Origin of the sequence: Butyrivibrio proteoclasticus B316, assembly GCF_000145035.1 — a bacterium.
GTDB lineage: Bacteria > Bacillota > Clostridia > Lachnospirales > Lachnospiraceae > Butyrivibrio > Butyrivibrio proteoclasticus.
This window is the reverse complement of the sequence record NC_014387.1, coordinates 3,341,246-3,353,736: the sequence shown is the minus strand read 5'-3', so window position 1 is coordinate 3,353,736 and position 12,491 is coordinate 3,341,246. Positions and strand designations below refer to the sequence as shown.

Below are 12,491 nucleotides of genomic sequence, written 5' to 3'. Positions count from 1 at the left end.
TGAAGTGGACAATGACATGTTTTATGATATGAGAGGGAAAAATAGAGTAGTTGCAGCACTTATGGTGCTGATCATGGGAAGCGTCGCAGGTTGCGGCGCTTCTTCTGCTGAAAGAAGTGAGGAGGTTGTGCAGGAAACAGAGGTTTTGGAAGAAACCGGTACGCAGTCACAGACCTCTATTGAAACAAATATAATAGAAATCCCGCAACAGGTACCGAATATCCTTGTAGATCAGACCGGCTTTAATGTAGATTCTGAGAAAGTAGCTATATTCAGGGGAAAGAGAATACCGTCTGATTTTAGTATCATTAATCTGGAGAGCGGAGAAACAGTCTACAAGGGCGAAGTTGTCAAAGCAACCCTAGATGAAGCGAGTGGGAAATATTATGGGATCGGCAGGTTCAATGATTTAAGAGAACCGGGCAATTACTATATTTACGCAGACTATATAGGTGAGTCTTTGTCTTTTTCTATAGGCAAAGATGTATATAGGGCAGTTTTTGATGAAGCGTGCCGTAAATACTATACCAACAGATGTGGAATCGCTATTTCTCAGGTGGACTCAGGAGATAACGGTCACAGCGCCTGTCATACAACTGAGGCAAGACTTCAGGAGAATACAGAAACTACCATAGACGTTACTGGCGGCTGGCACATGGATGAGCTGGCAGACAGAGATGTTTATATTGGAACAAGGATTGTGGATAACTTACTTCTTGCTTACGAGATGAACCCGGACGCTTTTACGGATGAAACGGGAATACCCGAAAGCGGAAATGGAATACCGGATATAATAGATGAACTCAAATATGAATCGGACTGGCTCCTCAAGATGCAGGATACCAAGACGGGAGGTGTCTATGGCGCAGCTGTTACAGTGAGTAACGCTGGAGGGGATATCTTTTCTGCTCCAGTTGAAGTGACACCTGTGTCAATGGATGCGACAATAAGTTTTGCTGCAACTATGGCCAGATTTAGTTATGTTTATCAGCAGTTTGATCAGGAATATGCTACGGCGGCGCTTAAGGCTTCAGACAGAGCCTGGGAATGTTTCTCAATCAATCAGAGCGTGTATGAAAGTACGGCAGCTTTTAGGGCGGCAGCACAGCTCTACAGGGCAACAGGAAGCGATAAATACCAGCATGTACTTGATAGCTTTTTTGCCAGAGATGACCTGATGACTTTATTTGAAACAGATGAGAATGTATTTATCGGTGCCGTATCTTACCTTTCTACCAATCAGGAGGTTGATAAGGAGCAGTGTGAGAAACTTATTAAGGCGCTTATGAAGAGATCTGAGGCTATTGCGGCCAAAGCAACAGAGAGTAGGTATCTGGTAGCAGATGCTGCAGAGGGTGAGGATTTTACGACTCTTTTGGATGAGGCCAGATGCCTTACAATTACCAATCACATCATCTACAACCATGAGTACACAACTATAATTGAGAACCATGCTCACTATATGATGGGAATGAATCCCTCATGTGTGAATTTTGTTACAAATAGTACTGAAAGAAATCACGAGGATATAGAAGAGTACAAAGGCGTAATGAATGATCCTCAGAAGGATGCTCTTCTTATCTTTATGCTCAGTGTTCTTGAAAACTAAAGGCATTTTTTCCCTTATGGTTGTCATAATATGGAATTTGCAACTAGATAGAGCTAGTGATAATATAGGTGAGTCATGAATACAAATATAAATGGACTTAATATAAATTATATAGATGAAGGGGCCGGACCTCTTCTGGTAATGCTCCACGGATGGGGCTCAAACATAGATCTCTTTGCAGGAGTTATTTCTTTTGCCAAGAGTAAATATCATGTGGTGGCAATGGATATGCCGGGATTTGGTAAGAGTGATGAGCCGGCAGAGCCAATGGGCGTTGACGATTATGTGGACTTTGTACTGGCCTTTATCGGCAAGCTCTATCCTGAGGAAAAAGAGGTTATTCTCCTGGGACATTCCATGGGCGGAAGGATAATAATTAAGCTCGCCGCCGGAATACATGATGGAAGGATTGAGGCAGGATTTACCATTCCTAAGATAATCCTGACTGATTCGGCCGGAGTTATACCTGTCAGGACCGGTGCCATGAGTAAGCGCACCAAGAGATATAAGTTTTATAAGAATCTTATCACTAAGACCGGAATTGTTAAGCTGTTTCCGGGAACACTTGATTATCTTCAGAAGAAATTTGGAAGTGCGGATTATGCGGCAGCTTCACCTGTTATGCGCAAGTCTCTTGTTATGAATGTCAACGAGGATTGCACTCCTTACATGCCTTCTGTTACTCAGCCAACGCTCCTTATCTGGGGCGATCAGGATACGGCGACACCTCTGTCAGACGGACAGAAGATGGAAGAGCTTATGCCTGAGGCCGGACTTGCAGTTATTCAGGGAGCAGGGCATTACACCTTCCTGGACAATCCATATCTGTACAACAAGATTCTTGGTAGTTTTCTTGGAATATAAGATATAAGGCTCTATGTTAAGTGGCAGATAGAGCTGACGATTTCTATAGAAGTTACTGACTCATAGACATATATTATGGAGAGCTTATATGTATATTTTCGCAATTTTGATCAAGATTATAGGCATTGTGGCTATAACTATTCTGGGGCTTCGTTATTACACTCATATGCTTCAGTTGTCCAGTTATCAGTTTCAGGGATACTTTAGATTCCTTGGAACTATACGCAGCAGCTTTGGACTTCATGTAGGAGCTGCCTGCTCACTTGTTCTTGCGCCTCTATTCATGGCACAGGAGAAGTTTGGACTTTATCTTTTATTTGATATTCTGGCAATAGTGTTTATTGTGATGACTGTTTTTCTCTATATCCCCAAGCCTGCCAAGAAAAAGTTTGTGGTGACAGACAGGGTAAAGAGATTATTTATAACAGATGCTGTTCTGATCATTATTTTACTTGTTGTTTCTTTTGTTTTATATAATTCAAGTTCTGCAGGAATTGTAGCAGTGCTGATAGTATGGGCTGTTTATATCGGACTTTTCCCCTTTCTTACTGCTCTTGCAAATCTTATAAACAAGCCGATCGAGAATAGGATCAACCGCTACTTTATTGATGATGCCAAGAGAATTTTAAGAGAGCATCCTGGGCTTCGTATAATTGGAATTACAGGAAGCTTTGGTAAAACAAGTGTTAAGTATTACCTGACAACTCTTTTATCTGAGGGCTACAGAGTTCTCATGACTCCCGAGAGCTACAATACTCCTATGGGAATTGTCAGGACCATCAGAGAGCATCTTATGCCAACACACGAGATTTTTGTGTGTGAAATGGGTGCGAGACATCTCCATGATATCAAGGAGATTACTGATATAGTTCATCCTGATGATGGAATCCTGACTTCTATCGGACATCAGCATCTTGAGACCTTCCACAGTCTTGATAACATTATCAGCACCAAGTATGAACTACTTGATGCGGTTGATGAGAAGATGAAGGCTGACGGCAAGAAGGACGCACACCTTAAGTTCGTAAATGGTGACAATGAGATCATCCGCGCCAACATGAAGTATGAAGATGCTATAACATATGGTCTTTCAGAAGGTTGTGATTACAGAGCTACTGATATCAAGGTTTCGGGAAGCGGTACCTCTTTTACCGTGACGGCACCGAATGGAGAGACATGCGAGTTTGCAACCAAGCTTGTTGGAAGACATAACGTTGAGAATATTGTTGGAGCAATTGCGGCTGCTAACAGTCTGGGAATTCCAATGACCAAGCTCAGAATTGCAGTAAGAAGGCTTGCAAGTGTTCCTCACAGACTTGAACTGATCAAACACGGACCGGTTTCAATTCTTGATGATGCATACAACTCCAATCCAAACGGAGCCAAGGTTGCGCTTGAGACTCTTGATCTTTTTGAGGATCAGGTCAAGATTCTGGTAACACCCGGAATGGTTGAGCTTGGAGAAAAAGAGGATGAGTATAACAAGGAATTTGGTAAGCAGGCAGCAGCTGTCTGTGATTACATAATCCTTGTCGGAGAGAAGAACAGCGCATCTATTAAGGCAGGCGCTATCGAGGGCGGATTTGATCCGGAGAGAATATTTATCAAGAACACTCTTAACGAGGCTACAGCCCTTATGTATGAGATTGATGCAGGAAGAGAAAAAGTTATTCTCCTTGAGAATGATCTTCCTGATAACTATAAGTAAAAAGATATACAGATTTAGAAAGAAGGCAGGTTATGAAGCTTAAACTGGCAGTATTATTTGGTGGAAAGAGTACAGAACATGAGATTTCAATCATCTCAGCAATTCAGGCAATCGGACATATCAATAGAGATAAATATGATGTAATTCCTGTATATATTACCAAGAACAACGACTTCTACGTAGGTGAGGATGTGGATAAGATTGAGGAATACACACATATTCCTGAACTTATCAAGAAGAGCACACAGGTCATCTGGGTTAAAGAGGGCGACAAGGTTTCTCTTATGAGATATCCTATGAAGAAATTCGGTAATAACGTTATTTCTCAGGTTGATATTGCTTTTCCTATCGTGCATGGAACAAATGTTGAGGATGGTACACTTCAGGGATATCTTGCTACTCTTGGACTTCCTGTTGTTGGATGTGATGTTCTCTCATCAGCAGTTGGCATGAACAAGTATGTTATGAAGACAGTTCTCAAGGATAACGGAATTCCTGTTCTTGATTGTAAGTGCTATACATGGAAAGACTATGAGGATGTTAATGCACTTGTAGAGAAGATTGAGGCAGCATTTGAATATCCTGTTATCATTAAGCCTCTTAACCTTGGTTCCAGTATTGGTATCAAGAAGGCAAGTGACAGAGATGCGCTTATAGAGGCTCTTGATCTTGGATTTGAATTCTCCAAGAAGATTCTTGTTGAGCCTGCCATTTCTGATCTTAAAGAGATCAACTGCTCAGTAATCGGTGACTACGAGAACGCTAAGGCTTCTGAATGCGAGGAGCCTGTTAACTCAGACGATATCCTCAGCTTTGAAGATAAGTATATCGGCGGTGCCAAAGGCAGCGCTAAGGGAGCTAAGACCGGTGGCAGCAAGGGAATGGCATCTCTTAAGAGAAAGATTCCTGCAGAGATCACTCCTGAGAGAAGAGAAGAAATCAGAACCATGGCAGTTGATGCATTTAAGTGCCTTGGTTGCTCAGGTATCTCCAGAATTGACTTCATGATCGACAAGAAGACTGACAAGGTATATCTCAACGAGATCAACACTATCCCGGGATCTCTTTCTTTCTATCTCTGGGAACCACTTGGACTTAAGTACACAGATCTCCTTGATGAAATAATTGAATTGGCACTTAAGGCTGACAGAGAGAGCCACAAGGTTGTATATTCATTTGAGACTAATGTTCTTGAAGGTGTTCACCTTGGCGGCGGCAGCAAGGGCGCTAAAGGATAATAAGAAGCGGTATGCATTGAGTTATTAATGCATACCGCTTAATTATGCCATAAATCAGGTGAATTTAAGATCTGATAGTGGTGCTAAACAATCACTGAGCGTTTTTAAGATATGTTTTTTCAACAATATCTGCTACGTACTGGTCGATGTTTTTCTGATCTTCCTTGGAAAGTTCAGACATGATCACCGGCTTGCAGTATTCGATGGTAACATGAGTAGCTTTGATAAATGGGAAGTGCTTCTCTAATATTTCATCGGAATGGTTGATGACAACAGGTACGATCGGACAGTTTGTTTTCTGTGCAATCTTAAAGCTTCCTTTTTTGAACTCGCCAAGTGGCTTGTCAGTTTTATTCCTGGTTCCTTCAGGATAGATGAAGATTGATATTCCGTTTTTGACCTTATCAATTGCTGTCAGTATCATTTCCATACCCTTGCGGATATCGCTTCTGTCAAGGAAGAGACAGTCCATATAGATCATCCAGATGTTGAGAAGCGGAACTTTCAGGATTTCTTTTTTGGCAATAAAACCTGTAGGTCTTGGAACTCTTGGATATGCAAGCACAATATCGAAGATGCTGCGGTGATTACCTACATAGAGAACAGCTGAGTCCTTGGGAACATTTTCTTCGCCTATGACAGTTCTCTTGATGCCACTGAGGAAAGAAACCACGTTAAAAGCCCAGCTGACAATAGCCAGAGAGACAGTTTTCTTGGCCCAGGGATTGAACTTACCGACAATCCAGAGGACGCCCTGAATTGGGAGGCTCAGTATTAGGAAAACAGCTACAAATAAAACTACTAATATCAAACGTATCATAAAAAATGCCTCTTTTCTATAAACTAAAATACCTCATATATTTTCTCATGGTTAGCCTCAAAATGGAATAGAAAAAACAATAGTGCACGACGGGGCTTTATGATAAAGTAAATGAGAATATGGAAAAGTAAGGTCAAGGAGGAAGTCATGATAATTATCAAGAACGGAACATTACTTGATCCTGCAAGTAACAGAAGCGGAATGTATGACATTCTGATAGATGAAGACAGGATTGCGAGGATTGGTGCGTGCGGAAGCCTTGATGATATGGCGGCTGAATGCGTTTCAATGAAACTTATGGAGAATCCTGCTGCGGGTGAAGAACTGTCAGAAATTGATGCATCAGGATGTATAGTTGCTCCGGGACTTGTGGATTGTCATGTTCATTTCAGAGATCCGGGATTTACATATAAAGAGGATATTGAGACAGGAGCAAGGGCGGCGGCCAAGGGTGGTTTTACCACTGTTGTCATGATGGGAAATACAGAACCACATATGGACAATGTGGCGACGATCAAAGATGTTCTTGAAAGAGGCAGTAAGACCGGGATCAGAGTTCTGACCTGCGGAAATGTCACAAAGGGCATGGACGGAAAAGAACTTGTTGATATGGATGCTCTTATGGAGGCCGGGGCAGTTCTTTTTACTGATGACGGTAAGCCTGTTACAGATTCCGAAATTATGGAGAAAGCCTGTATAGAGGCAGCCAAAAGAAACATGATAATCAGTCTTCATGAGGAGAATCCTGAGCTTATTACTAATAATGGAATCAATGCTGGAGAAGTCTCAGAGAAACTGGGAATTACAGGTTCGCCAAGAGAAGCGGAAATCTCAATGGTGAAAAGAGATATAGAGATAGCTGAGAAGACAGGAGCTGAGATTGTTGTTCAGCACATCAGTACCAGTGAGGCAGTTGACCTGATAAGAGAGGCAAGAGCGCGCGGAGTTAAGGTTCATGCGGAAGCAACGCCTCATCATTTCACTCTTACGCAGGATGCAGTTCTCAAGTACGGCTCACTTGCCAAGATGAATCCGCCGCTCAGACTTGAGAGCGACAGACAGGCAATCATTGCAGGACTTCAGGATGGCACAATAGAAATGATAGCAACAGACCACGCTCCTCATTCAAGAGAGGAGAAACAAAAAGAGCTGACACAGGCACCTAGCGGAATTACAGGGCTTGAGACATCTCTTTCTCTTGGGATCAGAGAGCTGGTTAATACAGGATTTCTCACAATGGGAGATCTTATAGACAGGATGAGCGCAGGCCCTGCCAGAGTATATGGGCTTGATGCAGGAAGAATCACAGAGGGAGGATATGCTGACCTTGTGATCTTTAACTCCGGAGAGGAGTGGAGCTTTGTACAGAGCGTTTCCAAGTCCTCCAATACACCATTTTTGGGCCAGAGGTTGCCGGGAAAAATTTATAACACGATATGCAGGGGAAAAGTAGTTTATTTTCATGGGTGAATTTTCAGAAGAGTGCATTTTCAGCGGACTTTGTGAGTATGTGTATATGATGTAGTTTGATTTTAGATAAATTGAGGAGTATAGGAATGGGAAGAAAAGAAAAAACCGAGGCAAAAGTACTTAGTCAATCTCTTTTGGCAGAGGGAATCTACGATCTGTGGCTTGAGACAGATCTTGCAAAGGATGCTCATCCGGGCCAGTTTGTTGGGGTTTATCCGACGAATAAGTCAACTCTTTTGCCAAGACCTATCAGTATCTGTGAGATTGACAGGGACAGGTCAGCAATAAGACTTGTATACAGAGTTGTGGGAAGCGGAACAGCGGAATTTGCCCTGTATCAGCCGGGGGATTATATGATGATCCTTGGAATTTTGGGCAATGGTTTTCCTCTCGATAAGGCAGCAGGTAAAAGAGTTGTTGTTATGGGCGGAGGAATCGGAGTACCGCCTCTTCTTCAGACAGCCAAGGAATTATCCGGAAAATGTGATGATACAGCCGAGAATGTGACAGCAGCGTCAGTTACTGCAGTCATGGGATATAGAAATCAGGAAACTTTTTTATCGGAGGATTTTGAGAAATACTCTGATCTTGTCATAGCTACAGAGGACGGAAGTGTAGGTACAAAGGGGAATGTTATTGATGCCATGAGAGAGCAGAATGTCACGTGCGATGTGATTTTTGCCTGCGGCCCAATGCCAATGCTTAGGGCAATCAAGGCCTATGCGGATGAGAAGAAGATAAAAGCCTATATTTCTCTTGAGGAGAGAATGGCATGTGGCGTAGGAGCGTGTCTTGGCTGCATTTGTAAGACTAAAGAGATCGATCACCACTCATACGTGCATAATACTCGAATCTGCACTGACGGACCGGTATTTGATGCAGATGATATAGAATTCTGAGAAAAGGTGGATAATATAATGAATACACAGGTTGAAATAGCTGGAGTTAAGTTCAAAAACCCTGTAATGACAGGCTCGGGAACCTTTGGCTCCGGAATGGAATATTCTGATTTTGTAGATCTTAATAAGCTCGGAGCTGTAGTTACCAAGGGAGTTGCCAATGTTCCGTGGCCCGGAAATCCGGTTCCAAGGGTTACAGAAGTCTATGGCGGAATGTTAAATGCTATCGGTCTTCAGAATCCGGGAATTGATGTTTTTGTAGAAAGAGATCTGAAGTTCCTTGAAGATTATGATACAAAAGTAATTGTTAATGTGTGTGGAAAAAGTGTTGAGGACTATCTTGAAGTTGTAGAAAGACTTGGAGACGAGTCCAGAGTAGACATGCTTGAGATCAATGTCTCCTGTCCTAATGTAAAAGAGGGAGCAATTGCCTTCGGCCAGAACAAAGATGCACTTTATGATATCACATCAAGGATCAAGAAGGTTGCCAAGCAGCCTGTTATCATGAAGCTTAGTCCTAATGTTACCAGTATTGCAGAGATGGCCAGGGCAGCTGAGGCAGCAGGTGCTGATGCTATATCGCTTATCAATACGATCACAGGAATGAAGATAGATATCCACAAGAGAAAATTTGCTCTTGCAAATAAGACCGGTGGAATGTCGGGCCCTGCTATTAAGCCAGTGGCTGTCCGCATGGTATATGAGGCTTCTCACGCAGTTAAGATTCCGGTTATTGGAATGGGCGGAATAGCAAACGGAGATGATGCAATTGAGTTTATCATGGCAGGAGCTACAGCAGTGGCTGTAGGAGCCATGAATTTCCATGATCCTTATACTACAGAGAAGGTAGTTGAGGGAATTGAGAGTTACATGAAGAGATATAATGTTGCAGATATAAATGAACTCAGAGGTATTGTAGAGTAAAGGCATGCCAAAAGGAAGGGCTTTGACACCCTTCCTTTTTGATTACTAGCAACCTTATTCAGTTACTGTCTTCCCTGTCAGCTCATCGAATCCCTTCATCACAGCTCCATAGGTCTGCTGAGAAATGTCCGGGAGCTTACCGCCCCAGGTCTTTTCTGCTTGCGCGAAACCTTTTTGGAAGGCGTCTCTCATCTTTTCGAGCTTGTCAGGATCGTCTCCGGCAAGAGCCTTGGCGAAGTCGAGGATACGCTCGGAGGTCTGATTAACACCCCAGTATCCATCCTCAGCAATATCGGCCTGTGCCTGAGCCTTCGTGGCTGCATCGACAGTGAAATCACCCTTGGCAAGGAAACTCCAAATGGAGTCATCCGGATTGTCAGAATTAGCGATTCCATAGCTCTTGGCCTGCTTGCCCATCATCTTGTGGACGATGTCAAGAAGCTGTTGCTGACGAATCGCATCGTCTGCCTTCAGCTGTTGGATGATCTTGGTCCTGTCTGCCTCTTTAGAAGAAATTGACGAAGATTTGTCGTCTGATTTCTCATAAACGGCGGCAGCCTCCTGCTTTACCTTTACCTCATCGTCTTTCTTTTTTTCTTCGACAGAATTAGGATTGACAGATGATGCATAGGTGGTTGCGATGTTGTTAGTAACCTCGGTAACTCCGTTTACGCCCATATAGAACTCCTTTTCCGCGACGGTTAATAAAACTTCGCTTGAAACGAAACAATAGTTTACCTAATCCCCATATCGGCATTTTTTTAAAAAACTTTAGAGTTAAAACTAAATTTTTTTAATTTTTTTGGACTTTTTTTCTTGAGTTTGATATTTACTAGTGAGAAGATGTAAGAGGATTGATGTAACTGCGTATTTATGCGCTTTTGCACACATTAAAATGTTGGAGACGTGAGTAATTATGAAGATAGAGAGAACAGCATACGCCAAAATCAATCTGGGACTGGATGTTACGGGCAGGAGAGATGACGGATACCATATTGTACGCATGATAATGCAGAATGTGGATATATATGACACACTGACTTTTGAGGATAACGATACCGGAGAGGTTGTTCTGACAGCCAATCAGGATACTATTCCAACCGACGGATCGAACCTCATCTGCAAGGTTGCAAAGCAGCTTCAGGAGGAATATGGAGTTAAAAAGGGCGTTAATATCCACCTTGTTAAAAGAATTCCCGTAGCAGCCGGAATGGCAGGGGGAAGTACTGACGGAGCTGCTGCTTATATGGCGCTTAATGAGCTCTGGAATCTCGGACTTGATAAAAAGAGATTGTGCGAACTTGCAGTTAAGCTTGGAGCGGACATTCCATATTGCATTCTGGGAGGAACTGCTCTGGCTGAAGGAATCGGAGAGGAGCTTACGATCATTTCCGATATGCCAAAGTGCAGTATAGTTGTAGCCAAGCCGAATATCGATGTTTCCACAGGCTGGGTGTACAAGGAACTTGATAGTAAAGAAATAGAGAATCACCCGGATATAGATGGGATAAGGAAAGCTATTGAAGAAGGTAATCTTGAGGAAATGTGCGGACTCATAGGTAATGTACTTGAGCCTGTTACTTCTTCCAAATATGAAGAGATCGGCAAGTTGGAAGCTCTTTTAACCAAGGCAGGAGCCATTGGGGCGTTTATGACTGGTAGCGGTCCGACTGTATTTGGAATATTTGATGACGAAGCTCTTGCCAAAAAAGGGTACGAGAGCCTGTGCGATAGCGGAATGAAGCTTCAGGTGTTCCTGTCAGGACCGATTAATCCTAATAAATTATGATGGTGAAAATGATTCAAAGTATCATGTGATGGGTGGTGAGTAATAGATAGTAGTTTGCTTGAGGAGTAAGAGGAGATTATTATGAGAAAAAATGTAGATGTGAATGTAACCGGAATCCATTCAAGACCGGGTGAACCGACAGAGAAGATTGTTACCAGTTCAATAGGATTTTACGAGGATATGGAAGATGGAAGAAGACTTGTGGAATACGATGAGGAACAGGATGCAGGGAATGGTACTGTGAAGGTTCATAATAAAGTATATATTGCTTCTGATGGAAAGAGCATGGAGATAATCCGTGGCGGAGAAACTGAGAACAGACTTCAGTTTGGTGAAGAAATGGAGTATGACACTCAGTACGATACACCTTATGGCTCAATGTCCATGAAGGTTGTAACGAACAACTTTGATTTTAACACTACCCATCAGGAAGAAGCCATGAAAGTAATCGCTGAGTATGCCCTGGAAATGGAAGGACAGGTTCTGTCTGATTCAATGATCATAATAGAAATAAAAAATNGCGGAGACAAGATAACTTGTCTCCGCTTTATTATGCAAATATAATGCAATTATTTAACCATCTTAGCTCCGGCTTTTTCCTGTGCCTTAGCAACAAGCTCCTTGAAGAAGCCCTTCTTTTTCTGCTCAGGGGCAGCTGTCTTACCGTGAAGACCCTTAACCTCTGTTACGTAAATACCGCTTACGGAAGCCTTAACTTCCTTCTTGGTAGGAACGTTATCAAAAATCTTCTCGTCACAGATAAGACTCATTACTCTGTTACCAACTCTAACCTTAAGGATAGGAAGCTTGGATCTGCGAAGAAGCTTGGGAGTCTGATCGATAACAGCCTGTGGAAGGCCTGCCTCGTTAAGCTTCATTCTCTTCTTATCAATGATCAGCATTGTAACAGTCTGCTTCATGGCATCGAGCTGTACCTGCTGCTCTTCCTGCCTCTTCTGAGCTCTTTTTCCAAAGAAATAAAGTGCAACAATTGCAGCCACGAGAATAACTGCAATGACAATAGCGACAATAGCTCCTGTACTCAAAACTAAATCCTCCAATATCTAAACATCTTGTAACCCGGCCGAAATAATAGTTATTTATCTCAGCCTACGCAGAACATATTGTAGCATTTCTTGTTACGTTAGGCAAATAAAATACTTTAATATA

General features: G+C 42.5%; 12 protein-coding genes. 9 read left to right on the top strand and 3 right to left on the bottom strand.

Going from position 1 to position 12,491, the window contains the following annotated elements:
• The first annotated feature begins 28 nt into the window (after positions 1-28).
• The 4 genes from BPR_RS14175 to BPR_RS14160 all read left to right on the top strand — a co-directional run bounded on the left by BPR_RS14175 (position 29) and on the right by BPR_RS14160 (position 5,419).
• The gene (locus BPR_RS14175; protein ID WP_207636478.1) at positions 29-1,609 is read left to right on the top strand and encodes a glycoside hydrolase family 9 protein; all 1,581 of its coding nucleotides are present in this window, start codon (positions 29-31) and stop codon (positions 1,607-1,609) included.
• A 75-nt stretch (positions 1,610-1,684) separates the two neighbouring features.
• A complete protein-coding gene (locus tag BPR_RS14170) occupies positions 1,685-2,473 on the top strand; it encodes an alpha/beta fold hydrolase (RefSeq protein ID WP_013282178.1) in 789 nt (262 codons plus the stop codon).
• A gap of 88 nt (positions 2,474-2,561) precedes the next feature.
• The gene (locus BPR_RS14165) at positions 2,562-4,181 is read left to right on the top strand and encodes a Mur ligase family protein (RefSeq protein ID WP_013282177.1); all 1,620 of its coding nucleotides are present in this window, start codon (positions 2,562-2,564) and stop codon (positions 4,179-4,181) included.
• Between the two features lie 32 nt (positions 4,182-4,213).
• Positions 4,214-5,419, top strand: a complete 1,206-nt coding sequence (locus BPR_RS14160) for a D-alanine--D-alanine ligase family protein (protein WP_013282176.1) — start codon at positions 4,214-4,216, stop codon at positions 5,417-5,419.
• A gap of 91 nt (positions 5,420-5,510) precedes the next feature.
• Here BPR_RS14160 and BPR_RS14155 read toward each other — a convergent pair whose 3' ends face one another.
• Positions 5,511-6,239: a lysophospholipid acyltransferase family protein gene (locus BPR_RS14155; RefSeq protein WP_013282175.1), complete on the bottom strand. Its 729-nt coding sequence runs from the start codon at positions 6,237-6,239 to the stop codon at positions 5,511-5,513.
• Between the two features lie 147 nt (positions 6,240-6,386).
• On the opposite strand from BPR_RS14155, the gene BPR_RS14150 reads away from it, so the two are divergent.
• The 3 genes from BPR_RS14150 to BPR_RS14140 all read left to right on the top strand — a co-directional run bounded on the left by BPR_RS14150 (position 6,387) and on the right by BPR_RS14140 (position 9,532).
• Positions 6,387-7,709, top strand: a complete 1,323-nt coding sequence (locus BPR_RS14150; RefSeq protein WP_013282174.1) for a dihydroorotase — start codon at positions 6,387-6,389, stop codon at positions 7,707-7,709.
• Between the two features lie 86 nt (positions 7,710-7,795).
• Complete coding sequence (locus tag BPR_RS14145) at positions 7,796-8,608, top strand: dihydroorotate dehydrogenase electron transfer subunit (protein ID WP_013282173.1); 813 nt, start codon at positions 7,796-7,798, stop codon at positions 8,606-8,608.
• A gap of 18 nt (positions 8,609-8,626) precedes the next feature.
• Positions 8,627-9,532 carry a dihydroorotate dehydrogenase gene (locus tag BPR_RS14140; protein ID WP_013282172.1) on the top strand — a complete coding sequence of 302 codons (906 nt, stop codon included), beginning with the start codon at positions 8,627-8,629 and terminating at the stop codon, positions 9,530-9,532.
• Between the two features lie 54 nt (positions 9,533-9,586).
• Here BPR_RS14140 and BPR_RS14135 read toward each other — a convergent pair whose 3' ends face one another.
• Positions 9,587-10,210, bottom strand: a complete 624-nt coding sequence (locus tag BPR_RS14135; protein ID WP_013282171.1) for a hypothetical protein — start codon at positions 10,208-10,210, stop codon at positions 9,587-9,589.
• Between the two features lie 238 nt (positions 10,211-10,448).
• Here BPR_RS14135 and ispE point away from each other — a divergent pair, with 238 nt between their 5' ends.
• Together ispE and BPR_RS14125 are read left to right on the top strand one after the other, a co-directional pair.
• Positions 10,449-11,321, top strand: coding sequence for a 4-(cytidine 5'-diphospho)-2-C-methyl-D-erythritol kinase (ispE, locus tag BPR_RS14130; protein ID WP_013282170.1), 873 nt, complete (start codon positions 10,449-10,451; stop codon positions 11,319-11,321).
• Positions 11,322-11,402: 81 nt separating this feature from the next.
• Complete coding sequence (locus BPR_RS14125; protein WP_013282169.1) at positions 11,403-11,885, top strand: DUF1934 domain-containing protein; 483 nt, start codon at positions 11,403-11,405, stop codon at positions 11,883-11,885.
• A gap of 5 nt (positions 11,886-11,890) precedes the next feature.
• Here the strand turns inward: BPR_RS14125 and BPR_RS14120 are convergent, their stop codons facing one another.
• Positions 11,891-12,367 carry a hypothetical protein gene (locus BPR_RS14120; RefSeq protein ID WP_013282168.1) on the bottom strand — a complete coding sequence of 159 codons (477 nt, stop codon included), beginning with the start codon at positions 12,365-12,367 and terminating at the stop codon, positions 11,891-11,893.
• Between the last annotated feature and the right edge of the window lie 124 nt (positions 12,368-12,491).

Excerpts from the sequence above, each read along its gene's own strand:
- BPR_RS14165 (WP_013282177.1), top strand. The coding sequence starts at position 2,562 with ATGTATATTTTCGCAATTTTGATCAAGATTATAGGCATTGTGGCTATA.
- BPR_RS14160 (WP_013282176.1), top strand. The coding sequence starts at position 4,214 with ATGAAGCTTAAACTGGCAGTATTATTTGGTGGAAAGAGTACAGAACAT.
- BPR_RS14140 (WP_013282172.1), top strand. The coding sequence starts at position 8,627 with ATGAATACACAGGTTGAAATAGCTGGAGTTAAGTTCAAAAACCCTGTA.
- ispE (WP_013282170.1), top strand. The coding sequence starts at position 10,449 with ATGAAGATAGAGAGAACAGCATACGCCAAAATCAATCTGGGACTGGAT.
- BPR_RS14145 (WP_013282173.1), top strand. The coding sequence starts at position 7,796 with ATGGGAAGAAAAGAAAAAACCGAGGCAAAAGTACTTAGTCAATCTCTT.
- BPR_RS14135 (WP_013282171.1), bottom strand. The coding sequence starts at position 10,210 with ATGGGCGTAAACGGAGTTACCGAGGTTACTAACAACATCGCAACCACC.
- BPR_RS14175 (WP_207636478.1), top strand. The coding sequence starts at position 29 with ATGAGAGGGAAAAATAGAGTAGTTGCAGCACTTATGGTGCTGATCATG.
- BPR_RS14150 (WP_013282174.1), top strand. The coding sequence starts at position 6,387 with ATGATAATTATCAAGAACGGAACATTACTTGATCCTGCAAGTAACAGA.
- BPR_RS14155 (WP_013282175.1), bottom strand. The coding sequence starts at position 6,239 with ATGATACGTTTGATATTAGTAGTTTTATTTGTAGCTGTTTTCCTAATA.
- BPR_RS14170 (WP_013282178.1), top strand. The coding sequence starts at position 1,685 with ATGAATACAAATATAAATGGACTTAATATAAATTATATAGATGAAGGG.